At 62.0% G+C, this 26,051-nt stretch carries 23 protein-coding genes and 1 pseudogene; 8 read left to right on the plus strand and 16 right to left on the minus strand.

What is annotated here, in order from left to right:
- Positions 1-53: 53 nt before the first annotated feature.
- Positions 54-1,661 (minus strand): RNA repair transcriptional activator RtcR, encoded by a 1,608-nt coding sequence (rtcR, locus tag C4N04_RS08735; protein ID WP_106795844.1) that lies wholly within the window; start codon positions 1,659-1,661, stop codon positions 54-56.
- A 209-nt stretch (positions 1,662-1,870) separates the two neighbouring features.
- Here rtcR and C4N04_RS08740 point away from each other — a divergent pair, with 209 nt between their 5' ends.
- Together C4N04_RS08740 and C4N04_RS08745 are read left to right on the plus strand one after the other, a co-directional pair.
- Positions 1,871-3,427, plus strand: a complete 1,557-nt coding sequence (locus C4N04_RS08740; RefSeq protein ID WP_106795845.1) for an RNA-binding protein — start codon at positions 1,871-1,873, stop codon at positions 3,425-3,427.
- An 816-nt stretch (positions 3,428-4,243) separates the two neighbouring features.
- Complete coding sequence (locus C4N04_RS08745) at positions 4,244-5,620, plus strand: RtcB family protein (RefSeq protein WP_199852451.1); 1,377 nt, start codon at positions 4,244-4,246, stop codon at positions 5,618-5,620.
- A 153-nt stretch (positions 5,621-5,773) separates the two neighbouring features.
- Here the strand turns inward: C4N04_RS08745 and C4N04_RS08750 are convergent, their stop codons facing one another.
- The 3 genes from C4N04_RS08750 to C4N04_RS08760 all read right to left on the minus strand — a co-directional run bounded on the left by C4N04_RS08750 (position 5,774) and on the right by C4N04_RS08760 (position 8,924).
- Positions 5,774-7,111 carry a TadE/TadG family type IV pilus assembly protein gene (locus C4N04_RS08750; RefSeq protein WP_106795846.1) on the minus strand — a complete coding sequence of 446 codons (1,338 nt, stop codon included), beginning with the start codon at positions 7,109-7,111 and terminating at the stop codon, positions 5,774-5,776.
- 269 nt (positions 7,112-7,380) lie between these two features.
- Positions 7,381-8,244, minus strand: a complete 864-nt coding sequence (locus C4N04_RS08755; protein ID WP_106795847.1) for a class I SAM-dependent methyltransferase — start codon at positions 8,242-8,244, stop codon at positions 7,381-7,383.
- Positions 8,241-8,924, minus strand: a complete 684-nt coding sequence (locus tag C4N04_RS08760; RefSeq protein WP_106795848.1) for a TetR/AcrR family transcriptional regulator — start codon at positions 8,922-8,924, stop codon at positions 8,241-8,243. The genes C4N04_RS08755 and C4N04_RS08760 overlap by 4 nt, the downstream gene beginning before the upstream one ends.
- A 213-nt stretch (positions 8,925-9,137) precedes the next feature.
- Here C4N04_RS08760 and C4N04_RS08765 point away from each other — a divergent pair, with 213 nt between their 5' ends.
- The 3 genes from C4N04_RS08765 to C4N04_RS08775 all read left to right on the plus strand — a co-directional run bounded on the left by C4N04_RS08765 (position 9,138) and on the right by C4N04_RS08775 (position 11,290).
- On the plus strand, positions 9,138-10,034 hold the full coding sequence (locus tag C4N04_RS08765; protein WP_077989563.1) for an NAD(P)/FAD-dependent oxidoreductase: 897 nt from the start codon (positions 9,138-9,140) through the stop codon (positions 10,032-10,034).
- Positions 10,035-10,117: 83 nt separating this feature from the next.
- A complete protein-coding gene (locus C4N04_RS08770; RefSeq protein WP_086156579.1) occupies positions 10,118-10,759 on the plus strand; it encodes a glutathione S-transferase family protein in 642 nt (213 codons plus the stop codon).
- Positions 10,760-10,816: 57 nt separating this feature from the next.
- Positions 10,817-11,290 carry an isoprenylcysteine carboxylmethyltransferase family protein gene (locus C4N04_RS08775; protein WP_086156580.1) on the plus strand — a complete coding sequence of 158 codons (474 nt, stop codon included), beginning with the start codon at positions 10,817-10,819 and terminating at the stop codon, positions 11,288-11,290.
- Between the two features lie 175 nt (positions 11,291-11,465).
- Here the strand turns inward: C4N04_RS08775 and C4N04_RS08780 are convergent, their stop codons facing one another.
- Together C4N04_RS08780 and C4N04_RS08785 are read right to left on the minus strand one after the other, a co-directional pair.
- On the minus strand, positions 11,466-12,743 hold the full coding sequence (locus C4N04_RS08780; protein WP_077989561.1) for an L-fuconate dehydratase: 1,278 nt from the start codon (positions 12,741-12,743) through the stop codon (positions 11,466-11,468).
- Between the two features lie 165 nt (positions 12,744-12,908).
- Entirely contained in the window at positions 12,909-13,643 is a 735-nt protein-coding gene (locus C4N04_RS08785; protein ID WP_077989560.1) for an SDR family oxidoreductase, read from the minus strand.
- A 302-nt stretch (positions 13,644-13,945) separates the two neighbouring features.
- On the opposite strand from C4N04_RS08785, the gene C4N04_RS08790 reads away from it, so the two are divergent.
- The 3 genes from C4N04_RS08790 (at position 13,946) to C4N04_RS08800 (ending at position 16,315) form a co-directional block, all read left to right on the plus strand.
- On the plus strand, positions 13,946-14,731 hold the full coding sequence (locus C4N04_RS08790) for an IclR family transcriptional regulator (protein WP_009991484.1): 786 nt from the start codon (positions 13,946-13,948) through the stop codon (positions 14,729-14,731).
- Positions 14,732-14,802: 71 nt separating this feature from the next.
- The gene (locus tag C4N04_RS08795; protein WP_077989559.1) at positions 14,803-15,639 is read left to right on the plus strand and encodes an amidohydrolase; all 837 of its coding nucleotides are present in this window, start codon (positions 14,803-14,805) and stop codon (positions 15,637-15,639) included.
- Between the two features lie 271 nt (positions 15,640-15,910).
- Complete coding sequence (locus tag C4N04_RS08800; RefSeq protein ID WP_004668301.1) at positions 15,911-16,315, plus strand: helix-turn-helix transcriptional regulator; 405 nt, start codon at positions 15,911-15,913, stop codon at positions 16,313-16,315.
- A 39-nt stretch (positions 16,316-16,354) separates the two neighbouring features.
- Here C4N04_RS08800 and C4N04_RS08805 read toward each other — a convergent pair whose 3' ends face one another.
- The 10 genes and pseudogenes from C4N04_RS08805 to C4N04_RS08845 all read right to left on the minus strand — a co-directional run.
- Complete coding sequence (locus C4N04_RS08805; RefSeq protein WP_040111606.1) at positions 16,355-16,621, minus strand: hypothetical protein; 267 nt, start codon at positions 16,619-16,621, stop codon at positions 16,355-16,357.
- Positions 16,622-16,686: 65 nt separating this feature from the next.
- Entirely contained in the window at positions 16,687-17,430 is a 744-nt protein-coding gene (locus tag C4N04_RS08810) for a TfuA-like protein (protein ID WP_077989558.1), read from the minus strand.
- On the minus strand, positions 17,427-18,692 hold the full coding sequence (locus C4N04_RS08815) for a YcaO-like family protein (RefSeq protein ID WP_106795849.1): 1,266 nt from the start codon (positions 18,690-18,692) through the stop codon (positions 17,427-17,429). The genes C4N04_RS08810 and C4N04_RS08815 overlap by 4 nt, the downstream gene beginning before the upstream one ends.
- A gap of 13 nt (positions 18,693-18,705) precedes the next feature.
- A complete protein-coding gene (locus tag C4N04_RS31800) occupies positions 18,706-18,849 on the minus strand; it encodes a hypothetical protein (RefSeq protein WP_010041717.1) in 144 nt (47 codons plus the stop codon).
- 104 nt (positions 18,850-18,953) lie between these two features.
- The gene (locus C4N04_RS08820) at positions 18,954-20,906 is read right to left on the minus strand and encodes a BTAD domain-containing putative transcriptional regulator (RefSeq protein WP_077989557.1); all 1,953 of its coding nucleotides are present in this window, start codon (positions 20,904-20,906) and stop codon (positions 18,954-18,956) included.
- A gap of 305 nt (positions 20,907-21,211) precedes the next feature.
- Positions 21,212-22,132 (minus strand): carboxylating nicotinate-nucleotide diphosphorylase, encoded by a 921-nt coding sequence (gene nadC / locus C4N04_RS08825; RefSeq protein WP_199852452.1) that lies wholly within the window; start codon positions 22,130-22,132, stop codon positions 21,212-21,214.
- Complete coding sequence (locus C4N04_RS08830; RefSeq protein ID WP_106795851.1) at positions 22,110-23,651, minus strand: L-aspartate oxidase; 1,542 nt, start codon at positions 23,649-23,651, stop codon at positions 22,110-22,112. The genes nadC and C4N04_RS08830 overlap by 23 nt, the downstream gene beginning before the upstream one ends.
- Positions 23,648-24,619, minus strand: a complete 972-nt coding sequence (nadA, locus tag C4N04_RS08835) for a quinolinate synthase NadA (protein ID WP_106795852.1) — start codon at positions 24,617-24,619, stop codon at positions 23,648-23,650. The genes C4N04_RS08830 and nadA overlap by 4 nt, the downstream gene beginning before the upstream one ends.
- Positions 24,620-24,688: 69 nt before the next feature.
- Positions 24,689-25,615 (minus strand): hypothetical protein, encoded by a 927-nt coding sequence (locus tag C4N04_RS08840; RefSeq protein WP_199852453.1) that lies wholly within the window; start codon positions 25,613-25,615, stop codon positions 24,689-24,691.
- Positions 25,616-25,947: 332 nt separating this feature from the next.
- Positions 25,948-26,051: pseudogene (locus C4N04_RS08845) on the minus strand (IS5/IS1182 family transposase); the annotation flags it as partial.

A 26,051-nucleotide genomic window follows, 5' to 3' on the forward strand; every position in this document is an offset into this window, starting at 1 on the left:
CCGCCATGGGTTTGTCCTATCAGCGAAAGTCGTTCACGCGCAGCACATAGCCTTTATCCCGTTTTCCTGATGTCCTCGAATCTGAGACTGAAGCGCGCGAGATACTTACTCAGGCGATCGGCGTCGTTGCTGCTCTTTTTCTCCGTTCGCGAGATCGCAAACAAGGCCCTGCCCGCAGCACTTGCCGTGGCGTGTTGACGGCACGTATGAAGAACGGTGGCAAGCTGGGCTGCGTCAAAGCGATCGAGGCGAGTAGCAGCGTCTGCACCGAGCACTTCTTCAATGATCAGATCCACCCTGCCGTCCTCACTCGAACTGCGCCAGAACGCATTCAACCGTCGGACTTCATCATCGACGACGTCGGTCGTGATGCGTCCATGCGGCGCGAGGGTCGCCATGCGGGTCACCGAAGCCGACAGGTCGCGAAAGTTGGCACTCCAGAGGGCTTGCGGGCCGGTTGCGAAAGTCAGGTAGCGTTCGCGTGCTTCCTTGTTGAACGTAACATTTTCGCCTTCTCGTTCCAGATAGCGCCGGAGCTCGAAGTCGAGATTGGGTTCTATGTCCTCCTTGCGCTCGCGCAGGGCCGGCAGTTGGAATGTCCAGAGGTTCAGGCGGGCATAGAGATCTTCGCGGAACCTGCCTTTGCGGACATCCTCGCCAAGATCGCGGTTGGTGCCGGCAAGCAGCTGGAAGTCCGCGGACGCCTCCCGATCAGCGCCCACGGGCAGGAACTTCTTTTCCTCGATCGCGCGCAGGCACATGGCCTGTTCGTCAAGGCCGAGTTCGCCGATCTCGTCGAGGAACAGCACGCCTTTGTCGGCGGATTTGAGCAAACCGGCACGCTCGCCGGCAGCGCCGGTAAAGGCGCCTTTCACATGGCCGAACAGGGTGGACATGGCTTGGTCGCCGCGCAGGGTCGCGCAGTTGACCTCGATGAACGGACCGCTGACCTTGCGCTGGCTCTTCTTCAGCTCGTAAATCCTGCGGGCAAGTTGCGACTTGCCGGCACCGGTCGGTCCCGTCAGGAGAACGGGCGCGGTCGAGCGGATCACCACCCTCTCGATCTCGTCGATCATTCTGTTGAAGGCGGCGCTGCGGGTCGAAATCCCCGATTTCAGGAAGGAGGCGGCGTCTTCGCGCTCGGAGGCGAAGCGCTTGGCGATCTCGTCATAGCGGGACAGGTCGAGGTCGATGATCCGATGCGTGCCGGCGAAATCCTGCTCCGGCTCGCGGTCGCGCGGCGGCGAGAGCTGCAGCAGCTGGCCGGGAATGATGCGGGCTTCGGTCAGCAGGAACCAGCAGATTTGCGCGACATGGGTGCCGGTGGTGATGTTGACGAGATAGTCTTCCGTTTCGGGGTCGAAGTTGTAGTTGCGGGCAAAGTCCCGAAGGTGCGTGTAGACCTCCGAAAAATCCCAGGGATCCCGGAAGTTGATGATATTGCACCGCACCTCCGTTGCCGGAGCCACGGTTTCGATGTCGGCAACGATACGGTGACAGAGGGCTTGCGAGTGGTTGTCGAGGATCAGCTCCACCCGGTCGATGAACAGGCCCGGCTGCTGGCAGAGTGCAACATTGGGCCGCCAGCGGCTCCAGCGATTTTCCCATTTCCCTGCGTCCAGGGTGGTTCCCAATATGCTGATGGCGACACGGCGCTTCATGACTTATCCAAAATTATAAAGCTATATAGCTTACGATAATATAACCGGGGCATAGATTTTCGCAATTCCTGATTGTGCGTAAAAGCTTCGAAAAATTTGTTGTTTAAACACAAAGCGTTAAAACAAAAAATCAGGCCGGACGTGTTCTTTTCTCCAAGCTGGCACGCGTCTTGAAAGGTATCTGGCACGAACACACAAGAGGGGCTGTCATGGTCAACAAGGCGATCTTCAAAACCTACCTCGGAAAACTGCTTCCGGGAACGGACACAAAAAATCATGAAGCAGCCCCGGCCTACCAGCTGACGCCGCGCGAGGCGCTGGCGCAATATGCCGTGACCGGCACCTTCAACGGCACCTTCTATGCCGAAGGAGCTGAGCAGCTGGACGCGGTAAAGACGCTTGCCCTTCAGGTCGAGCCGGAATTTCTCGCCAAGCTGGCTGTTTACGCCGCTGAAAAGGGTCACATGAAGGACATGCCGGTGACGCTGCTCGCCATGCTCTCCGGCCTTCAGAGCGATGCCTTCGTCCGTGCATTCCCGCGGGTGGTGAAGAGCGGCAAGATGCTGCGCGGCTTCGTGCAGGTCATGCGCTCCGGCGCCACGGGTCGAAAGTCGCTCGGCACACGCCCGAAGAAGCTGGTGCAGGCGTGGCTCGAACGAGCGAGCACCGAGCAGATCCTGCGTGCGATGGTCGGAAACGATCCTTCGCTTGCCGACGTCATCCGCATGGTGCATCCGAAGCCGGCCACAGGGGAGCGCAAGGCGCTTTATGCCTGGGCGATCGGCAAGCCGCACGACTACGCGGCACTGCCTGAGCTCGTCAAGGCATTGGAAGCGTTCCGGCGTGACCAGACAGCGCCGGTGCCGGATGTCCCGTTCCAGATGCTGACCTCGCTGCCGCTGACGCGGGAGCATTGGGTCGAGATCGCCCGCAAGGGCGGCTGGCAGATGGTGCGGCAGAACCTCAACACCTTTGCACGCAACGGCGTGTTCGAGGTCGAGGGTTTTGCCGAGGCGCTGGCGGCGCGGCTTGCCGATCCGGAGGAAATCCGCAAGGCAAAGGTCTTCCCCTATCAGTTGATGATGGCGTGGAGGATGGTCGACGGCCAAGTTCCGGATGTCGTGCGGGATGCGCTTCAGGACGCTATGGATATCGCAATCGCCAATGTGCCGTCCCTGATGGGCAATGTGGTGCTTTGCCCCGACGTATCGGGCTCCATGGGTTCGCCCGTGACCGGTTACCGGAAGGGTGCGACGTCTTCGGTTCGTTGCATCGACGTCGCCGGTCTGATGACCGCGGCGTTCCTGCAGCGCAACCCGAAGGCGCGGGTGCTGCCGTTCGAGAATGACGTGGTGCGCGTCAGCCTCAACAAACGGGATTCGGTGATGACCAATGCCGGTAAGCTGGCGAAAATCGGTGGCGGCGGAACCAACTGCTCCGCACCGCTGAAGATGCTGGCAAAAGAGAGGGCCAAGGTCGATCTCGTCGTGTTCATCTCGGACAATGAGTCCTGGGTGGATGCGCGCGGCAGCGGAAAGCCGACGGCGGTAATGACGGAATGGGCCAGGATCAAGCGGGTCAACCCGGCTGCAAAGCTGGTCTGCCTCGACATCCAGCCCCACGCCTCGACGCAGGCGCCGACACGGGAAGACGTGCTCAACATCGGTGGCTTCTCGGATGCCGTCTACGGGGTGATCACGGCTTTCGCGGCCAATAGCAAAGGAGCGGATGGCTGGGTGAAAGCCATCGAAGCAATCGAGCTCTGACGGGCTCACAGGAAGCAATATCCTCGCGCCGCCGTGAACGGCGCGGGGAGCCGTGACGAATGCCGGATGAAACTACAGATCGTCAATCTCCAGGTCGCGGGTTCGAATCCCGTCGGGTCCTCCAGTTTATGGACCCGTAGCTCAGCGGATAGAGCAGGACGTTTCACCACACCTCGTCGTCACGGACGAATGGAATGACATGGCGAATGCATGGGGAACTACATCTGTGTCGCGAGTTCGATTCTCGCCAGGGCCTGGTCCTGTAGCTCAGTTGGTAGAGCAAGCTGTTCCTCGCACACTTGTCGCCATGACGAAGATTGCAGTGGCGAATGCCGGACGGAACTACAGCCTCCAAAGTTGGATGGTCTGGCAGGTTCGACTCCTCCTGGGCATACGCTCTCTGGCACGAGCGGGGCCATCCGGTTTCGTCCATCCTCGTCGCCGCTGCGACCCTCCTGCCATGCAGGAAACTACCCCGGCGAATGCCGGCAGGACTACAGGTAGAGCGGCCCGTCGGATTTCCGGCGGGCAGGTCGGATGTTCAAATCATCCCGTGTTTCCGAAGGGAGCACGTAGCTCAGTAAACCGTCCTGCCAAATCTCGTCGCCGGGACGATGGTAAGGCTCTGGGCGAATGCCGCCGGTGATTACAGGGGCCGCATCGCGCCATGATCATGGAATGCGTGCGGTGAGATAGATCTCCGGCAATGCTCGTCGCTCAGGCGGTGTGAAGAGAAGCAACTGAACAAGAAGGACTGCAGACGCAGAAAAGACAATGATAGCGGTAATGAGCGGATAGGATTTGATCGATGCCGGCATGAGCCAGGGGAAGTGGTTTCGCCCGGCTCTCAACGCGGCCAACGCGGTTTTGAGCCAGGGTGGCTCGGCGACCGATGCGCTGGAGGCGGCAAGGGCCTTCCAGCCCGGGCCGACGCTTGCCTTGAAAGCCGATAACGATATCGAGATCTATTCCAACATCCGCGCCGAGAATGCCTTCGAGCAAGATAATGTCGAGAAGGTCAACGCGACGATGCGGGCGCTGGTGCGCACACCGGTCGTCCGTTCCGCGGCGATCATGCCGGACGCCTGCCCGGCGGGTCCGGTCGGAACGATCCCGGTCGGTGGCGTGGTGGCATCCGAAGCGATCCATCCCGGCATGCACTCGGCCGATATCTGCTGCTCCATGGCGATCTCGATCTTTCCTGGCGTGGATCCGAAGTCGCTTCTGGATGCCGTGCACGGCGTGACGCATTTCGGTCCCGGCGGTCGGCCCCGCGGCGCGCAGCTGAAGCCTTCCGAGGCGACGCTTTCGGCCTTCGAGCAGAATCCCTATCTGCGCGACGGCGTGCTGAGCGCTGGCATCGAGCATTTCGCCACCCAGGGCGACGGCAATCATTTCGCCTATGTCGGAACGATGAAATCGACCGGCGAAACCGCGCTTGTGACCCACCACGGATCGCGGGCACCGGGGGCGCGGCTATACGACAAGGGCATGAAGGTCGCCAACCGGTTTCGGGAGCGCATTTCGCCCGAGACGCATCGGGAAAATGCCTGGATTCCGGCAGATACCGAGGAAGGTGACTTTTACTGGTCGGCGCTGCAGACGATCCGCCAGTGGACGAAAGAAAACCACTATGTCCTTCACGACATGGCGGCGGAAAAACTCTCGGCCAAGGTCGCGGACCGCTTCTGGAACGAGCATAATTTCGTCTTCCGGAAGTCGGACGGGCTGTTTTACCACGGAAAGGGTGCCACCCCTGCCTTCGACAACTGGGCGCATGACGCGACCGATCTGACCATCATTCCGCTCAATATGGCGGAACCGATCCTGATCGTCCGCGGCTCGAACGCTGCCCATGGCCTCGGCTTCTCGCCGCATGGCGCCGGCCGCAACTTTTCGCGCAGCGCGCATATGCGGCAGCTGTCCGCGGAATATGGGGCGGATTCGCGAGGTCTGAGCCCGAACAACATCGCGGCTATTCTGGAGAAGGAAACAAGCGGTCTCGACGCGCGGTTCTTCTCCGGTTTCGCCGATGTGTCGGAACTGCCGAGTGCCTACAAGAGCGCCGCGAACGTGCGCGCGAAGATCGAGCACTACGGTCTCGCCGAAGTGGTCGACCAGGTGATCCCATACGGGAGCATCATGGCCGGCGACTGGCAGCAGAATGCGCCCTGGCGCAAAAAGCGCCGGTAAACACCGGGGAAGGCAACCAGGCTTGCCTTCCCTTAAATGCAGGCTCAGGCATATGACGCAGCACGAGCTTCCCGAGATCCAGTCGGATTGCGACGTGACCTTCCTTGCATGGCGTCCTTTTCGATAGGCGTGGCGCTTGTGCCAAGGCCGTGATTAGCTGGTTATCCGAGGCGCGCTGACGATCTTCAGGAATAAGGCCTTCATTGCCGCTTCAATGCCTTCGGTTGGACTAACTGCGAAATAGAACCCGGGGGTTGCGCACTCTTCCATTTTTGCGGCGATTTTCGTCTCGAACGGCTTGACCCAATCCTTATAAAAACCGTTGTCGGGCAAGGGTAGATATGTCGTATAGAGGACGGCGACTTTGATGCCGCGATCTTTGAGTTTCTTGCAATAAGTGGTGTCAATCGGTTCGATACATCGTCCGCCGTTTGCTCCCTTCGGGCTGGTGCAGCCGGACGGCTTATAGCTATCGGCAACACCGTCGGCGACAAAAAACACGATCTTCTGGCGATCGGCATTGCTCGTGCCCTTGCCGATGTTGCCCGTGATTTCCCCTTCTATACCTTTCAACGCTTCGTCAAAGCTCGTCTGCTGGTCGTTGTAGTAGTTCTGATAGGGAATGCTCATCAGATTTATCGTGTTCGTCGCGACTGCCACGGCGCCAAGATCGTAATCCAGGCCGGAGACCTTAAAGAGCTTCGCAGCTTTGGCGTCCTGAGCAGTCTTGCCGAACGTGTATGCGGCGACCCGGAATTGGCTCGGCATGGACTGCGTGTCCTTTGCTTTGGCCATCAAAGCTTTAACGGCAGCGGCTACAACATCGATGCGGATGGTTACCCCATTATTGCGCGCGACATTGTAGTAGCTATTCTTATCCTCTACGCCCTTTTCAGAAACGATATGGCATGCAAACGCGCAGTTTTTATCTTTGCCGCCATCGTGGCCCTGAGCTGTCGCTTTTTTCATGGCGGTTATGTCATCTGCGGTGGCTCCAACGCCCATTGATGGCGTATTGTCCAACAGCATGAAGAAATCCATGTAAGACGGCGTCTCGTATTGCGCTGTTGCCGTTCCGGAAACATCGAGTTGATGAAATCCCATCACCTGCATGAATGTCGTGGACATCGTTGCGCTGAAAGATACGGTCGAGCTGAGAGTGCTGCCCTGTTTTTGAACGCTGATGTTGACGGAAACGGGCACTTCGGCCTGATTTATCGACATCTGCGAAAAGAAGATCTTCTGGGCTTCGGATGTTCCGAGCGTGAGTGAGCCATCGCCTGACATCGTGGCTGCTTGCTTTGCCGCGTCTGAAGTCTGTGAGATGGATCCCACGGCTGCCGCGTCCGCCGCGGCATAGAGTTCGGTCCGAAGCGAAAGGGCTCTGCCGAAATCTATGGCTGTGCCCGCCGCACCCAGTAGGGGTACGACAAGGAGCGCCGTCATAATTCCGAAGTTGCCGGATCGGTCAAAAACGAAACGATGCAACATGCGAAGGCTGCCTTCCCGGTGTCCGTAGGTAGTGGCCGGTTCCCAACCAGGTGGCCACAACGATGACAAGTAGCAGCGGAACATCAACCAAAGGCAAAGACGTATGGTTGTGTTCTCGTTAAAGCTGGATAATTCGCTAGCGGAGGAAGGTCTGTCACAGGCCGGTGAGCAGCACAGCCTGGGCACGCTCACCAGTTGCTGAACTAAGGGAAATGAGTTGTTTGGAGACGTGCCGCTCCAGCGGGGGCGTCTCCCCCTGCAAATCCCTGTCAGCTTGCCGGATTGCGCGCGGTGACGATCCATGCCGCGCCGTCGATCATCACCGACCGCTCACCGGGGCAGCCCGCGAAGACGGCACGAACCGCAGCCGAGGCGCGGGCGCGGATATCGTCGGGCTGATCAGCGAGAGCGCGCGACAGCGGGCCGACCTCGAGTGTCATCTTCACCGCGTCGTCGAGCGCTGCATCCCGCGTCTCCCCCTTGCCGAACGGGATGGAGGCATCGAATGGCGCGATAGCGACATCGGTGAAGCCGGCGGCCGTCAGGACACGCGTCACCCGCCCCTGGTCGCCGAACGAGAACGGGCCGGGCGCCTCGGGACCGGGCGGCGTCGTCGGCGGGAGGATGCCCTTGATCGCGCCCATCGGCAGGCGCACCCAATCGTTCTCGGCCATGCCGCGCCAGCAGACGAAAGCGACCCGCGCGCCCGGCTTGAGCGCACGGCGCATATGCGCGAACGCCGCCGTAGGATCGTCAAAGAACATCACTCCAAAGCGCGAGAACAGGATGTCGAACGCGCCCTCGGGGAACTCGGCGCTGCTGGCGTCGGCCACCTTGAACACGGCCGGCGTATCCTGCGGCGCCAGCGCGCGCGCTCTATCGATCAGTGGTTCGGATATGTCCACGCCCAGCACATGCCCTCCCGCACCGACGCGGGCGGCCAGATCCAGACTGGACGCCCCCGCGCCGCAGCCGACGTCCAGCACGCGTTCGCCCGTGGCGGGCGCAGCGGCTTCGATCGCGGCCTGGCCGAACACCGCCATCATGGCGTCGAGCCGGGCCTGATAAGCGACCCAGCGCTCCCCGCTTTGGCCTTTCCAGTCGGCGACCTGAGAAACATTTTCCTCTGTCATACTTTGTCCTTCGTCTGGTCTGTTCCGACCCAGCTATCCGCCTTCGCGTTGTTGCCACCGTGAGCGGCGATGAACATGGCGACGGCCGACCGGCAATAGGATTCGATTTCGTTATCGTCCGCTGCTCTCGCCTCATCGAAGCGGGCGATAATCAGGAGATCGGAGCCTTTGAAAAGCGCGGCAAACAAGCGGGCGGACTGGCGAGGATCGGGTACGTTCAGAACCGCATTCGCATGCAGCTGACGTAAAAGGTCCTCTATCTGGGCGATGACATGGACGGGGCCGCCTTCGTAAAAGAGCTTGCTTAACGATCTTTGATTCGTCTTGTCGGCCATGACCATGGCTTCGACATTGCGGACGTCCGGGTTCAGCAGCGTGCGAAGCAGGGATGATCCCACCGCCATTAGCTGATCTTCGGCCGAACCGTCGACGCCTTCAAAAAGGGCCTGTGATGTAAACTGATGGCAGTGGGCCGCGATCGCCGCGCCGAACAGTGCCTCCTTGTTCTCGAAGTGCCGATAGATGCTGAGCTTGGATATCCTCGCTCTCTGGGCGACCTTGTCCAATGTCGTCGCTTGAAAACCCAATTCCACAAAGAGTTCGTATGCGGCGTCGACTATGGTTTGGCCAAGCGCCTCGTTGGCGGGCCGGCCGCGCCGGACTTGACTAATTTCGTTCACGACAATTCTAGTCCTTGACAGTATCCTAAGTCCTGAATTAGGATACCATGACGTATCGGAAATATGCAAGCCAAAGAATGAATTTAAAACACGAGGGTGCCATGCAACGACGAACACTGCTGAAGCTGGCCGTGCTTACCGCCATCGGCCTCCCCCCGTGCCCAGGCCACCGCTACCCCAACCTCCTCTATCCGCAACACGGAGCCCCTCACCATGGATGACGTCATCATCATCGGCGGCAGCTTTGCCGGTCTCGCCGCCGCCCTGCAGCTCGGCCGTGCCCGCCGCAAGGTCACCGTTCTCGACACCGGCCTGCCGCGCAATCGCTTCGCTGGCCACTCGCATGGTCTGCTCGGCCACGATCACAAGCCACCGCTGGACATCCTGGCCGAGGCGCGGCAGCAGCTGACGCGTTATCCCACGATAAGGCTGATCAATGCCCGGGCCGACAGCATCTCCGGCACTATCGACAATTTCTCCGTCCTTACTGGCGACGGCGAGAGCCTTGGCGCGCGACGCCTGATCCTGAGCTATGGCGTTGTTGATCAGATGCCTGCTGTTCCGGGCTTTGCGGAAAGCTGGGGCACATCCATTGTGCCCTGCCCCTATTGCGATGGCTTTGAAGTCGCTGGCCAGCATTGGGGCCTCGTCTGGTCCGGCCCGCAGTCGATGAATCAGGTCAGGCTGTTCCACGACTGGACCGACAGGTTGACGGTCTTCGCCGATGGTCACGACATTGCACCCGATATCCGGGCCGATCTGGCGGGCCGCCACGTACCTGTCGTTGATGGCCGGATCACCGAGATCGCCCGTCATGGAGCCCATAACGCCATCGTCAAGCGCGATACCGGCCCCGATGTCGCGGTCGACATCCTGTTCGCGCATCCGCGCAACAAGCCGTCCGCAAGCCTGCATGAATCGCTGGGCCTCGCCACGGTCGATACGCCCCTCGGCATCATCCTCAAGGTTGACGAGCGCCGTCAAACCAGCATGCCCGGCATCTACGCCGCCGGCGACCTCGCCAACCCCCTCACGCCGCCATCGGTCACCCTGGCATCGTCGCATGGCGCGATGGCGGGCATCTTCGCGCAGCAGTCGATGCTGGTTTGAGAGCAGAATTTGCGTTCTCCGGTCCCAATTAGCCAACCCGACCGGCGGCGCTCCAATCTAAAGCAAGAAGGGAAGTGATCCTCATGAATACGACCAGTCCTGGGATGAGCGTCAAACTTTATGGGACGGCAGGTAGTCCCAACGTGCGGGGGGCGATGCTTGGCCTCGCCGAGAAAGGTGTGGAATACGAGTTCGTCAGCTTGATGCCGCCGGCATGGAAAACGCCGGAGCATCTTGCGCGGAATCCGTTCGGCAAGGTTCCGGTGCTTGAGCATGATGGCTTCGAAGTCTTCGAAACCCAGGCCATCTTGCGCTATCTGGACCAGACGTTTCCTGGTCCGGCGCTCCAGCCGACGAACGCGCGCGAAGGGGCGCGTATGAATCAGATCATCGGCATTATCGACTGCTACCTGGGGCCATCCTGGGGCGGTATTGGGTTCGAGCGAGTGGTCGCGCCAACCTTCCTCGGCCAGCCGACCAACATGGAACGGGTCAACGCGGCCGTGCCCATGGCACGTAGCTGCGCTGAGGCGCTTGAGCCTCTGATTGCGGCACCCTACCTCACCGGCGAAACCTTTAGTCTGGCCGACATCCGCCTCATGCCGCATTTCGACCGGCTGCGTATAACGCCAGAGGGCGACGCGATCCTCGATGGCAAGAACAAGCTCGTCCAGTGGTTCGCCCATGTGAGCGGACGCCCGAGCGCCAAACAAGTCCTGCGGTAGTAATTCGAGGCGTTGTTTCTGGGGCCGCCGTTTTGAGAGCACAGATTGGAGATGAGCATGGCCGTCGAACCGGACAGCGCGGGTGTGCGCTTCCCACCGCCCTTTATCTATCTGGGAGCGCTGCTGTTGGGGCTGGCGGCGGAGCAGTTCGTCACCCTGCGCTCTTTCGGCATCGACTGGCGATTGCTGGTCGCGGCGGGCGCGCTGCTGTTCGTTGCCGGCGCGGCGATGATGCTTGCGGCGGCGGGGCTGTTCCGGCGGCTGGGCACCAACATTCCGCCGTCGCAGCCAGCGACCCTCATCGCAACGACAGGTCCGTATCGGTGGACCCGCAACCCCATGTATCTCGGCATGGCGCTTATCTATGCCGGTCTTGCGATCGGCTTCGACGGGCCGATCGCCTTCGCCTTGCTCCCGTTGGTGCTGATCGTGATCCAGACGCAGGTGATCGCCCGCGAGGAGCGCTATCTCGAAGCGAAGTTCGGCGACGACTACCGCCGCTACAAGGCCGAGGTTCGCCGCTGGCTCTGACTATTCCGCCGCTGCCGCTGCGGGGCCTTCTGATAAACCAGCACCGGCTTCCTTGCCGCTAGCGTTTCGTCGAGCATCGCCGGGGCGCGTGGACTGAACCGCTTCACGGTGATCTCGCTAGGCCGGGTGTATGTCGCAGTCTGGCGCGGACGAGCGCGCCGCCGGCGCGGGTTCCTCAGCCTTGAAACATATAGCTGCTGATCGAAGCCGGTTTCATCTCGATGGAGAAGCCCGGCAGGGTGGGCGGCATATAGGCGGCGTTCTCGATCCGGCAGGGGTCGAGGAAGTGTTCGTGCAGGTGATCGACATACTCGATGACGCGGCCGTCCTTGGTGCCTGACACCGCGACGTAATCGATCATCGACAGGTGCTGCACATATTCGCAGAGGCCGACGCCGCCGGCATGCGGCCAGACCGGCAGGCCGAACTTGGCGGCGATCAGCAGCACCGACAGGACCTCGTTCAGCCCGCCCATGCGGCAGGAATCGATCTGGACGATGTCGATCGCGCCCTCGGCGATGAACTGCTTGAACATGATGCGGTTCTGGCACATCTCGCCGGTCGCGACCTTCACCGGCGCGATCGCCTGGCGGATCTTGCGGTGGCCGGCGACGTCATCGGGGCTGGTGGGCTCCTCGATGAAGAAAGGCTTGGCGAAAGCAAGCGCCCTGACCCAGTCGATCGCCTGGCCGACATCCCAGACCTGGTTGGCGTCGATCATCAGGTAGCGGTCGGGGCCGATCACCTCGCGGGCGATCCTCAAGCGGCGGATATCGTCATCCAGATCGCGGCCGACCTTCATCTTGATATGGTTGAAGCCGGCGTCGATCGCCTCCCGGCAGAGACGACGCAGTTTCTCGTCTTCATAACCGAGCCACCCGGCCGAGGTCGTGTAGCAGGCATAGCCCTCCTTTTCGAGGAGAGCGATGCGTTCGGCCTTGCCGGCTTCTGCCTTCTTGAGAATAGCGATCGCTTCATCGCGCGTCAGGACGTCGGTGAGGTAGCGGTAATCGACGATATCGGCGACTTCTTCCGGCGACATTTCGGCGACCAGCCGCCAGACGGGTTTACCCGCCTGCTTGGCGAGCAGATCCCAGACGGCGTTGACGACGGCGCCGGTCGCCAGATGAATGGCGCCCTTTTCCGGGCCGATCCAGCGCAGCTGGCTGTCGCTGGTCAGATGCCGCCAGAATTTGCCGGGATGGGCGAGCACCTCACTGAGCTCGGTGCCGACGACGAGGTGGCGCATCGCTTCGATCGCCATGCAGCAAATGTCGTTGCCGCGGCCGATGGTGAAGGTCAGGCCATGGCCGGCAAGATCAGGCGCATCCGTGTCGAGAATGACATAGGCGGCCGAATAGTCCGGATCGGGATTCATCGCGTCGGATCCATCCAGGCTTTGCGACGTGGGAAAGCGGAGATCGAAGACGCGAAGGTCGGTGATGCGGGTCATGTTGTTCCTCCCAATTGTGATAGCCGGATCGGCCGGCAGCCTGCCGGCGCCTCATCGGCTCAAGCGCGTTGCGATCTTTCCGATTCGCTTCTCGCGCTTTAGGTCTTTGTTTTACCTATGCCGTCGTCGCAAACCGCTGCACAGTTTTGCGCGACATGCGCCGGGTCAGATCGTCCAGCCGCCGTCAATGGCGATCGCCTGGCCCGAAGTATAGGTAGCGCCGGCGAGATAGACGGCGAGATCGGCGATCTCCTCCGGCGAACCGAGCCGGCCCATCGGCTGGCGGGCGATGAAGGCGGCGCGGGCCGCATCGTAGTCGCCGCCGGCGCGCATGCGGTCCTGCAGCGACGGGCTTTCCACCGTGCCGGGGCAGATGGCGTTGCAGCGGATGCCTTCGGCGACATAATCGGCGGCGACGGATTTGGTCAGGCCGATGACGGCGGCCTTGGTGACGCCATAGGCGAAGCGGTTCGGCACGCCCTTGATGCTGGAAGCGACGGAGGCCATGTTGATGATCGCCCCGTCCTTGCGCTCCAGCATGCCGGGCAGCACGGCCCGGATCGTGCGGATCATCGCCTTGACGTTGAGATCGAGGGCAAATTCGAAATCGGAATCCTTCATCTCCAGGATCGAGCCCGCATGGACGAAGCCGGCGCAGTTGAACAGCACGTCAACAGCGCCGATCTCGGCGACGAGGGCCTTGACCGCATCGTCGTCGAGCACGTTGAGTTTATGGGTGGATACCCCGGTTTCCGCCGCAAGCGTCGCCAGCGCCTCGGTGTTGATGTCGGTGGCGTGGACCTTGGCGCCGGTCGCGGCAAAGGCTGCCGCCGTCGCCCGGCCAATGCCCTGGCCGGCGGCGGTGATGAGAACGGTTTTGCCGGAAAGTCTGTTTGTCATGTCACGGGCCTTTTCTGGAATTGTCTACGCGGGACGGTACATGCGGTCATATCTTGGCGAAGGCCGGGCTGAGATGGAATAGCTTGTCCATCAGCGCCTGCCATTTTCCTTCTTTGCGCGTTGCGGCCCGCCTGAGGCAAGGCGCGATGCCAGCCTCCTGTCGTTCCCGCTGATCCGCTGTCTTCAACAGTGATTTGTCTGTTTATAGACAAACAGACGATTGACCAAGGGTCAAGCGCGAAGTTTTGCTTTTCCGGCCGCGGTTCTGCGTATATGCAGAATACTATTCACAGGAGGATGGAATGGAGCCCGACGAGTCAGACCGCTACCGCGCTCCTGCCCTCGACAAGGGCCTCGACATCCTGGAACTGCTTGCCGGCGTCGACAGCGGCCTTACTCAGGCGGAAATCGCCAAGCGGCTCGACCGCAGCCCCAACGAATTCTACCGCATGCTCGACCGGCTGGTCCGTCGCGGCTACGTCACCCGGCTGGACGGCGATCGCTATTCGCTGACGCTCAAGCTTTTCGGGCTTGCGCAACTGCATGCGCCGGTGCGCCGGCTCGCCTCCTACGCCACTCCGCTGATGCGCGATCTCGCCCAACGCGCGCGTCAGGCCAATCACCTCGCCGTCTTCGATCGCGGCGCCGCCGTTGTCATCGCCCAGCAGGAAGCGCCGGATTATTGGGGATTTTCGATCCGCATCGGCGCCCATATTAGCCTCTTCGACACCGGTTCCGGGCATGTGCTGCTCGCCTTCCGCAGTAACGAGGAGCGGGAGATGATGATATCGGAACATGTGCGCAATCGCGCCGATATCGAGCTCGGCGGCGAATTCTACGATCGCCTCGATCAGATCCGCGAGCGCGGCTACGAGATGATGGCGAGCGCCCAGACATCCGGCGTCTACAATCTGTCGGCGCCGGTGCTCGGACCGGATCGGCGCTGCATCGCCGCGCTGACCTGTCCGTTCATAGCGCTCGTCAATGCGCCGTCGGCGCCCGACATCACCCAGACGATCATGCTGGTGCAAAAGACCGCCGCCGAACTCTCGCAGCTTGCCGGCGCCGACGTCACCATCCCGGCCTGAGCTGACGAATTTCTATTTGAACAATCCATTCACTGGGGATAGCTTGCCGCAAGCCAGCCTTGGAGGAAAACGTGCTTATCGACACCCATCTGCATGTCATCGATCGCTCGGCGCTCCCCTACCCCTGGCTCTCCGGCGTGCCAGCTCTCGACCAGGATTTTCTTTACGAGACCTATGCAGCCGAAGCGCGCCGCTGCGGCATTACCACGGCGCTGCATATGGAAGTCGATGTCGATCCGGCCGCCATCCAGGCCGAGACCGACCACATCGCCGCTATCGCCCAAAAGCCCGGCAGCCTGATTGCCGGCGCCATCGTCTCCTGCCGGCCGGAGGATAATGGCTTTGCCGCCTATCTCGAGCGGCAGAGGGCCAATCCCTTCGTCAAGGGCTTCCGCCGCGTGCTGCATGTCGTACCCGACGACGTCTCGGAAGGCGCGCTGTTTCGCGAAAACATCAGGCGCATCGGCGGCAGTGGCCTGACCTTCGACCTCTGCACATTGCCGCATCAAGCCGGCCGCGTCGCTGCTCTCGTCGATCTCGCGCCGGATGTGCAATTCGTCCTCGACCATTGCGGCGTGCCCGATATCCGCTCGGATGCCTTCCAGCCGTGGAAGGCGGGCATATCGGAGATCGCCCGGCGGCCGAACGTCATCTGCAAGGTCTCCGGCGTCGTCGCCTATGCCGATGCCGAGACATGGACGGCGCAGACGCTGCGGCCCTATATCGAACATGTCATCGCAAGTTTCGGCTGGGACCGTATCGTCTGGGGCAGCGATTGGCCGGTGTGCACGCTTGGCGGCGGCCTTTCCACCTGGGTTGCAGCGACCCATGCCGTGCTCTCCGGCAGCAGCGAGGCGGAGCGCTCCAAGCTGCTCTTCGCCAATGCCCAGCGCCTCTGGTCGTTGTAACATTTCGTTTACGCCGTTTCCGGTTGCTTTGCTTGGGGAGTTCGCCGCAAACTTGCGTGCACCATGTTCAGCACCCTGAAATCGGATGATGTACCCCCCAAAAGTGCTACTTTGGCATGCTTTTTGCTGCTGCTAATATGAAGCGACGCAATGTTTCGGTTTGGGACACCTACTGCCGGACAATTGCTAGCTTTGCGTAACTCAGGTAAAAGTTGTCAGACACGGATATGGCGAATAACCTCATCTCCGTGTCCTCAGGAGGGAAAACAAAATGAAAGAAGAACCGCACGCAGTGGATGTTCATGTCGGGAAGACCATCCGCATACAGCGTCTGCTGCGGAAAGTTTCGCAGACGGAATTGGGCGATCGCGTCGGCGTGACATTCCAGCAGATCCAAAAATACGAAAAAGGCTCCAACCGCGTTTCCGCCAGCATGCTGGTTGAAATCGCCGGCGCGCTGAAGGTCGACGTCAGGACGTTCTTCGACGACCTGTCCACTCCTGATACTGCCAACGACAACCCCGCTCCCAGCGAGGAATTCGTTATTTCGCGCGAGGGCGTCCTTCTCAACGCGGCGTTCTTCTCGATCAAGAACGAAGCGCTTCGCAAGAAGATCCTGAAGCTTGTCCAGGCAATCGCCCACACCGAACAGATGGACGGTGAAGCGGCCGAATAGGCCGGATCCCTTCACGCGATCCGAACGGATGCATGAAGGTCAATGGCGATCGATCAGGATCAGATTATCGCTGGCGTCCTTCATTGCGATCTTGGCCTTGCTGCCGAGCAGTTTCTCGAGGTTGACGTCTAGCTCCCTGTCCGGATCTATGCCGTCCCAATCGATGACGACCTGCAGCAGCGCCATGTTCGTCAGGTGCATCAGATTACGCAGCTGAAGCTTTTCAGCCTCCTCCTTGGCTGCCGACAGCAGCCGGAAGATCCTTGCGTATTCACTGCCTGTACCTTCGTTATGTTGTTCAAACATTGTCCCGCCCCTTTGGCCGTGGAGGCCTCAGATTCCATCACCACTGCATCTTTTCGCCGTGACCGTTATACAAGCGTTACAGGAGTCGCATTGCGCGTGACTTCGGCGTGCAAAAGCTCCCAGTGAGAGGTCGCGGCAAAGTGCCAGTCACGGTTGACAGGCAGGAATTCGTCACGGCGCAGCCATTCCAGCACCAGTCGCGCGTCGTCCCGCTTGCGTTCGACCCGGTTCTTGCGCAGGGCGGCGAGCAGATAGTCGCGGCGCGCCTTGCGGAAATGGCACTCGTCCACCACCCTCGCATAGGTGCGCTCGGAGAAATGCAGGAAACGACCGGAGAGCAGCAGTTTCTTGCGCTCGCCCGACGAAATCTCTCCGCCGGCATGAAGCGCGTTGATCGTCGGTTCGAAATCGACCCAGGGCACCGAAAGCGGCAGCCAGCCGAGCGCCTGCGGCGCATGCACCAGTGCAACGGCCTCGTCGTCGAGCAGTCGCCCGGACTGGTAATCTTCGAAGATCGAGCCGAGCCCGACCATGCCGAAAGGCGCGCACTCGGCCGCCCGCAATGCGCCCATGCTGGCGCCGCCGGCAACGGCGACATCCTGTTCGAGCGCGTAGAGAATCTCCTTGTGCCAGACCGACGGCAGCTCACCGAAATAGCCGTCGACCAGGCCGATCGCGGTGGCCCCGTCTTCCACCGCCTTGAGAATGTCGCCGCAGGCGGCAGGCGGTCGGAAATCGATGCAGGGGGACATGTTTCTCGCTGCGGCAAGACCGCCACCAAGGCTCGGACCGACGAATAGAACCTTCATGATTGGGCTCCTCTCATGGTGTTGACGGCGCGCATGCCGAGCTGGATGTACTGACCTGATATATCGACCTCCAGGCCGGGTACGATCACCCTGACGACTGAGACAGGCAGAGCCTGATAATGCGGGAACGGCACGACGACGATCTGCTCGACCCCGGTCGCCGTCAGCCGGTCGGCAATATGGCCGATGGTCTCCTGGATGGTTGCGGGACGGTGATGGCCGGGCTGGAAGGCGCGCATTCGGCTATTGCCCTCGCAGAGTTCGACCACCTGCTGCATCGCCGCACTCTTGTCGAGCCGCTGATAGATGCGCGGCGAGAAATCATCGCGGCTGCCGGCGATCGCCGTCAGCCGGCTCTGCGCCGCCTCCGTGATGGCGCGCAGTACGGCGCGCACGGGATCGGGGTGGCAGCCGCAGCCGCCGCAGACATGGGTCCAGCGTGCATCGACGCGGTCGGACAGATTGCCCGGCATGATGACGGCCAGAAACGCCGGAACGCCGATATCCGTGGTCATGTCGAGCAGCAGCAGCCGCATGCCGGCGCGCGTGATCCGGTCGGTCATGACATCGATGATCGCATCGCCGAAGGAGGCGGGGTCGATGCGGCTCTCCTTGAGGCGCTGCGGCGATTTCAGCTGCGTCAGGGCCCAGGCGTCGCGCTCTACCAGCTCGCAAAGCCCGTGCAGGACCGCTTCGGACGGCGTGTTGCCGGAGGCCAGCCCGTCGCTCGACTGCTCGAAGCCTGACGGACGCTCGCCGCGATGGTCAAGGCCGACGAGCCACCAGGGAACGAAGACGCTGCTGCCGGAGAGGATGTCGAGGCCGGAGCACCAGGGGATGGGGCCGCCGCCGATGTCATCGGGTGCGCAACGCGCAACATTGTCGAGATCGATCATGGCGGCGCCTTCCGCCCGCATGCTCTCGACGGTCGCCTGTGTCAGGTCGGCTGGGGCAATTTCCGCGATCCGCGTCTCGATCGCCTCCATGGCGGCCGATGCCATGGCGGCATCATTGTCGATGCCTTTGCCCTGGAAGACCGAAAGCGTATGGCTGTTCGGCCTCGTCGCGAAGGCGACGGGGATGTTCAGCACGTCGAGGGCGGTCAGCAGGCCGACGCGCGTAATGCCGAATTCGCGCAGATGCGGCCTGACGGCGGCCAATGTCTGCGCCGGCGTGACCGCACGGTCATGATAGTCGCTGACGCCGGCCGATGATCGTTCGAGGTCATCGGCTAGCGTTTCAAGGTCGGCGAAGGCGGACATACCTATTTGTTCCTCAGCGGAACTTCAGGGCGTGTGTCAGATTTTCCAGCGCATTCGCAGTGATGTTGAGTTCGTCCTGCTTCATCGCTGCCTTGGCTGCAGCGGAGAAACGCGGCTGGGAGGGGATTGCGGCATTGGTTTCAACAGTGGCTTTCATTTTCCATCTCCAATGACATAGGGCAGCCGGGCTGCCGTTAACCATTGGAGGGGAACACCACCTGCGTCATTTAAGCGTTACAGGCTTCGTTAAAAGGCCTTTAATCAGGGAAGTCCGGCCAGTTGCAGGCCATGAATCAGCGTTTCGGTGTACCGGGGATCGCGATCGGGCACGAAATGGCGGATGTCTTCGCTGCGGAAATCCGGGAAATTTTCCAGAACGACGCCGGCATAAGTGCCGGCCTTTTTCACGTCACCCGCCATAGCATGGGCGGCGGCGAGCAGTCGGGCGGTAGCCTGCTTGGACTTCACCGGCTCAAGCGCTTCGATCGTCTGCTGGTATTCTCCGCGATCGAAATGAATGCCGCCGCGATTCCAGTAGTAATAATCGGGGGGCAAGGGATTAAGCTTGAAAGCGGCCTTGTTCAGATCCAGCGCTTTGTCAAAGTCACCGTAGTGGCAGAGCGCATCGGCATAATCGGCGAGGATATCGGCATCGTTGGGATTGAGATCCTGGGCCTGCTGGAAATATTCCAGGCTTTCGTCGAAACGGCGGCGGTACAGCGCCACGAAGCCGAGCTCGCGGAAGGCGCGGCCGCTGTTCGGGTCGGACTGCTGGGCGAGCCGCGCGGCACCATTGGCCTCGTCGAGCAGATCGGTGTCCTGCATGCCGCGGATCAGCCATTCCATGCCGAGCGCGCGCGACACGCCGGCATGAGCGGCCGAGAAGTGTTCATAACGATTGAGCGAGGATTTGAACCATTTGCGCGCCTGGCGCAGATGCTGCAGATCAGTCTGGGCGATCAGCCGCTTGCCTTCGAGATAGAGACGGTAGGCCGACGGCGGCGCGTCGCCGATCGGCATCGCCAGTTCGTGGCGCTCGATGGTGTCGGCGAGCGTGGAAACGATCCGCCGTGTCAGATGCGCGAAGGATTCGCTGATCTTCTGCATGACCAGCGGCAGTTCCAGCGCCCAGATAACCTCCGACGTCGTCGTCCGCGTCAGCCGGCAGGTTGCGTAGACATCCTCGTCGCGGCCCTGGATGGTCACGTAGACCGCATAATCGAAGTTGAGATCGAGCGGCCCGGGGACGGCGCGCGCCGGATCGGCTGAGCGACTGAGAATCTCGAGGCTCGTATGGGCTGCGATCACCTTGAAGCCGCGCTGCTGGCTGAGGCCGATGGTGACATCTTCGAGAAGAGCCCTGCCGACGCGCTCCATCAGCGGATCGGTAAAAATGCTTTCGGGCGGCAGGATGATGATCCGCGGCTGACCGAGCGCATCGGCGAAGCCACCGAGCGCGGAAGGGCGCTCGGCCGCGGCTGCCTGTGCTGCCGGAACCAGGCCGAGTTCGCGGGCAAGCGCAGTGGTGCTTTCCTCCGGCTCGGTGTCGAAGTCGTCCTTCAGCTGGCTCTTGCACTTCAGATAGGCCTGACGGGCCGCGGCCGGATCGTTCATCCTGACATAGAGGCGCATCAGAGCGCGATAGGCCGTCTCGCTGGCAGGGTCGAGTTCCAACAGCCGCCTGGCAAGCGCGACCTGCTCGTCATCCGACCTGTCTTGCGATGTTTCGATCAGCCGGGTCAGATGGACCGAGCGCCATTCGTCGATGCGCTGGCGTTCAAAGGTCAGCCAGTCCTCGGCGCCTTGCGTCGGCGATTTGGCGCCTTCCAGCAGTTCGCCGTTCAGCATATTGCTGTCTTCGGGGGCGAGCGGCCCTTTCTGTTTCAGGATATGAACATCGACCTCCCAGCCATCCGCAAGCCCGATATGGGTTCGGGTCGCGGCAAGCAGCGGCGGAAGGTCGGCGGGGATACTCTGCTCAATGCGCGACAGCAGCTGGCGCAGGCTGCCGGCCCGTTTTTCCGGCAGTTCCGATTGCCAGAGCTGACGCCTGACGGTTTCGCGGTCGAGTTCGAGATTGGCTTCGGCGGCGAGCATGGCGAGGAGAAAATAAGACTTCTCCGGCAAGGGGAGTTCCCTCCCCGCTGCCAGCAGCCTCGGTCTCCCGAGCAGGCACAGCCTGTTCTTCGACATCTGTCCGGATGTCCGTTGCATCCCCGGTTCTCACCCCTGAAAGCCATGGCGCGCAAACGTAGCGGTCGCGTGACCATGTTAGAGCTATACGAGCGCCGCGCATAGCGGTTTTTGCTATAATGAGAAGAAGTTTCAGCGAATATTTGCAATTTCCCGTATCGCTCGCCGGAAAGATGCTTCGCCAACACTTGCCGAATGAGGTGCTGTGGGCGTTCTGCGGCGACGAATTGTTTGAGCCGTCGCCGGCCTTTATAGCCGGCAGAGTAGAACAGGATGATTTTAGGCCGGATCGGCCTAAAATATAAATCCTGTTCTAAAGCAAATAGTTAGAGAACATGCGCAGCCCGTTCCGGACTTTTTTCGGTCGCGGCCGATTCAACGAAATCGAGGCCGATGTCCAGGACCGGGGCGCTATGCGTCAGCCAGCCGACCGAAATGAGGTCGACGCCGGCAGCGGCGATTGCGGCGGCCGTTGCCGGTGTGACCCGGCCGGAGGCCTCGGTGATCGCCCGGCCGGCGACGATGGCGACGGCCTGGCGCAGCTGATCCGGCGTCATATTGTCGAGCAGAACGGCGTCGACGCCGGTCTCCATCGCCTCGCGCAGCTGATCAAGCCTGTCCACTTCGACCTCGATCTTCACCAGATGGCCGACGCTAGCCCGGGCTCGGCGGATCGCCTCGGCAACGCCGCCGGCAATCGCCACATGATTGTCCTTGATCAGCACCGCGTCATAAAGTGCGAAACGGTGATTCATGCCGCCGCCCGCCCGCACCGCATATTTTTCCAGCGCCCTCAGCCCCGGCGTCGTCTTGCGGGTGCAGGCGACGGAGGCTTTGCTGGCGCTGATGGCGGCGGCGATCTCCGCCGTCACGGTGGCGATGCCGGAGAGATGGCCGAGGAAATTCAGCGCGGTTCGCTCGGCGGTGAGCAGGCCGCGCGACGGACCTTGTATGGTGGCGATCACGTCGCCTGGTTTGACCGCGTCGCCATCCTCGACATGGCGTCGCAGGACGATCTCGGGATCGACGAGCGCGAAAGCGAGCTCGGCCGCGTCGAGACCGGCGATCACGCCCGGCTGACGGGCGGCCATCACCACTGTCGAGCGGTGCTCGCGGGGGATGACCGCTGCCGAGGTGATGTCGCCGGCAAGGCCGAGATCCTCGAGCAATGCCGCCCGCACCAGTGGCTCGACGATCAGGCGCGGAAGGGGAACGAGTCTCATCTCAAGCACTCCTGGCAAGGGCATAGGGCGGTGTTGCGCGGGCGATTTCCAACGCTTGGGAAAGGCGCATCCGTCGGCGCTGCGCATCGGCGAGCGTCAGCGGAAAATCGGTGCGGGCATGGGCGCCGCGCGATTCCATCCGCAGGCCGGCAAAGACGGCGATCAACAGCGCGACGATGGCCGGATCGGCGGCAGGGCCGTCACTTTCGGCAAGCGGCAGCAGGGCGGCGGTCGCGTTCTGCACGGCACCCCCATTGCGCAGCACGCCGAGATGGCGCGAGACGATCGGCCGGACGAGCGATGCGTCGGCCGAAACCGGCAGTCTTTCGGATTGGAAGGGACTGCCGGTGCGTGCCGGCATGCCCGCTATGTCGCGTGCCGCCCGCATGCCCATCACCGCCGCCTCCAACAGTGAATTGCTGGCCAGCCGGTTTGCGCCGTGCAGGCCGGTCGAGGCTGCCTCCCCGGCAACCCAGAGGCCGGGAACCGAGCTGCGGCCGTTGGCATCGGTCGCGACGCCGCCCATGTGGTAGTGAACGGCCGGGCGCACCGGAATAAGGTCTTTCGCCGGATCGATTCCGGCTTCGCCGCAAAGGGCCGCGATGACGGGGAAGCGTATGGCGAACCGGCTGCCGAGCGCCTCGCGGGCATCGAGGAAGACCCTGCCGCCGCGGGCGATCTCGGCGCTGATGGCGCGCGCCACGACATCGCGCGGCGCAAGCTCGGCGCCCGGGATGCGGGCCATGAACCGTTCGCCGCGTTCGTTGACGAGCAGGGCCCCCTCGCCGCGCACTGCCTCGCTGACCAGCGCTAAGGGTCTGCGGCGTGAATCGAGCGCGGTCGGATGGAACTGGACGAATTCCATGTCGGCAAGGTCAGCACCTGCCCGTGCTGCGAGCGCAATGCCCTGGCCGTAATTGCCGATCGGATTGGTGGTCGCATCATAAAGGCCGCCGATGCCGCCGGTGGTGAGCACCACCTTGCCGGTCGGCAGGATGGCGGCTCCACCCGCGGTCGCGCAGAGCAGGCCGGCGACCTCGTCGCCGTCCATCAGAATGCGCCGCGCTTCGAAGCCTTCGAGCACGGATATGGCGGGCGTCTGCGCCACGGCCCGCACCAAGGCGGCGATGATTGCCGCACCCGAGCCGTCGCCTTCGGCATGGACGATGCGGCGGCGGTTATGGGCCGCCTCCAGTCCGAGCGAGAATTCTCCCGCCGCATTGCGGTCGAAGCGCACGCCGGCCCGTTCCAGTGCTGCAATTGCCGACGGGGCATCGGCGATGATGCCGGCCGCGGCGGTCCGATCGCAGAGCCCGTCGCCGGCCGCAAGCGTATCGGCCAGATGCAGCGCCGCGCTGTCGTCGGCGCCGATGGCGGCGGCAATGCCGCCCTGCGCCCAGGCGCTCGAGGTCTGTGTGCCGAGGGCGGCGCGGGTGACGATGACGGAGGGCTCCGGCGCCAGCGTCAGTGCGGTCATCAGCCCGGCCAGGCCGCTGCCGACGATGACGGTGCGCCCGGCAAGATGATCGAGACGTTCGCTCATATCGCCAGCATCCTTTCGACGGCGCGCCGCGCCGCTGCGGCGATTGCCGGATCGACCGTCACTTCATGGCGGTTTTCCTCAAGCGCGGCGCGGATATTGGCGAGCGTGATGCGTTTCATATGCGGGCAGAGATTGCAGGGGCGGATGAACTCGACGTCGGGATGGTGCACGGCGACGTTGTCACTCATCGAGCATTCTGTCAGCAACACCACGCGGGCCGGCTTCTGCTTGCCGACATATTCGGACATCACGGCGGTGGAGCCGGCGAAATCGGCCTCGGCCACCACGTCGGGCGGGCATTCCGGATGGGCGAGTACCGTCACGCCAGGATGGTTTTCGCGCAGCTGGCGGACATCGTCGGCGGTGAAAAGTTCGTGCACTTCGCAATGGCCGTGCCAGGCGATGATCTCGACATCGGTCTCGCGGGCGACATTGCGCGCCAGATATTCGTCCGGGATCATCAGCACTTTCGGCACGCCGAGCGATTCCACCACCTGTTTGGCATTGCCGGAGGTGCAGCAGATATCGGAGGCGGCCTTCACCGCGGCCGAGGTGTTGACATAGGTGACGACGGGCACGCCGGGATGGGCCTGGCGCAAAAGCGCGATATCCTCCGGCGTGATCGAATCCGCCAGCGAGCAGCCGGCGCCGAGATCCGGGATCAGCACGGTTTTCTCAGGGTTCAACAGCTTGGCGGTCTCTGCCATGAAATGCACGCCGGCGAGCACGATCACGTCGGCATCGACCTCGATCGCCTTGCGGGCGAGGGCCAGACTGTCGCCGACGATATCGGCCACGCCGTGAAAGATTTCCGGCGTCTGGTAATTGTGGGCGAGGATGACGGCGTTGCGGCGGCGCTTGAGTTCGAGGATGGCGTCGACGTCATTTTCGAACATCATCCATTCGGCTTTGGGAATGACGCGGCTGACGCGCTCATAGAGCGAGGATGCGGAAACAGGATGATTCATGGCCGGCTCCTAATTATGCTCTATCTGAGCATATCATAGGCAAAGAGATATTCTCGTTGTGAGCATATGTCAATTGCGAGAGAGCGGTAATTTCGTTCCGGCGAGTGCCCGTTCCTCGAGCACGGTGTGGCGGAAGCGGAAAAGCTTGGCCGGCCGGCCGCCGGTTTCGCTTTCGGTGCCGCCGGTCTCCTCGACCAGTTCCTGCTGTTCGATCAAACGGCGGAAATTCTGCTTGTGCAATGTCAGCCCGGCGAGTGCCTCGATGGTGCGTTGCAGCCGCAAGAGCGTGAAACTCTCCGGCATCAGCTCGAAGACGACGGGGCGGTATTTGATCTTGGCGCGCAGCCTGGCGATGCCGGTCGCGAGAATCCGGCGGTGATCGGCAAACATTGCACGGCCGAGATTGGCCTCGGCTGCACATCCGGCTTCGGCCACGAGCCCGGCCTCATAGAGCAGTTCGTAGCGTTGCAGCGCCAGATCCTCGTTCCAGCCGCCGTCAAGCCCGAAGGTGAAATCGGCGCGGCGATGGCGGTGATCACGCCGGGCCGGATCGGCATCCGCCCAGCTCTTCAGACGCGTTATGATCTCGCCGAGCACGGCCGGCCGGCCCTGTCGGTGGTCTTCCCAGGGGAAATAGTCGTACCAGCCATGCCATCCCGGCCGGCCGGCCCCCGCCTGCTCGTTGACAAGACCGAGATAGCTGATCGAGATCGTCCGCCCGCCGGGAATATCGTTGTTCCGGTCGCGGTCGGCGAAGGTGTAGAGCTGCTCGAGATAGCCGACCGGGTGTTCCGTCTGTTCCTGCACCCATTCGCGCAGGCCCGATTGCAGGGTGCGATGTCCCATTTCGAAGGGGCCCGACGGCAGCGCATTGCCGGAACGGATGGTCATGACGCGCGGCTCATCCCCCGTCACCGCGACGAGCACCGCAATCAATTCCGCATGCGCAAAGCCGATCGTCACAGGGGGCCGAATACTCCATTCCGAATGGGTCATTCCTGACACAGGCGGGAGCGGAAGCCAATGGCGTGCCGATGAGTTCGGGGTGCGGCCCACATCTTCGAGACGATGCTGGGCGTTTATGTTTCGGTCTCTGGCGAAAGATGCCTTTCGCTTGCCGCTCAAGGCGTTCGTCGCTGGCGCTCCTCACCCCCCTCATCTGCCCTGGAGGGCATCTTCTCCCCGCTGGGGACTGTTGCATAACCGGCGTTGCAGCTTGGGTCAGGCGATTGCCGTCATCTGTGCTTGCCCCGCTTCGGTGTGTGGCGGGGTGATGGTGGCTGAATTTGATGATTTGGCAGGCATCTGGACGGAGTCCGCCCCTTGGGTCAGCTGGTCAGCGTCACCCAGCGGCGCATATTGAAGGCGATCGCGGTCATCAACACCTGGGCTTCGGCCTTGGCCAGGCCGCGATAGCGGATGAGCGACAGGC

This window comes from Rhizobium sp. H4, assembly GCF_003013335.1.
In the GTDB taxonomy this organism is placed as follows: domain Bacteria; phylum Pseudomonadota; class Alphaproteobacteria; order Rhizobiales; family Rhizobiaceae; genus Rhizobium; species Rhizobium sophoriradicis.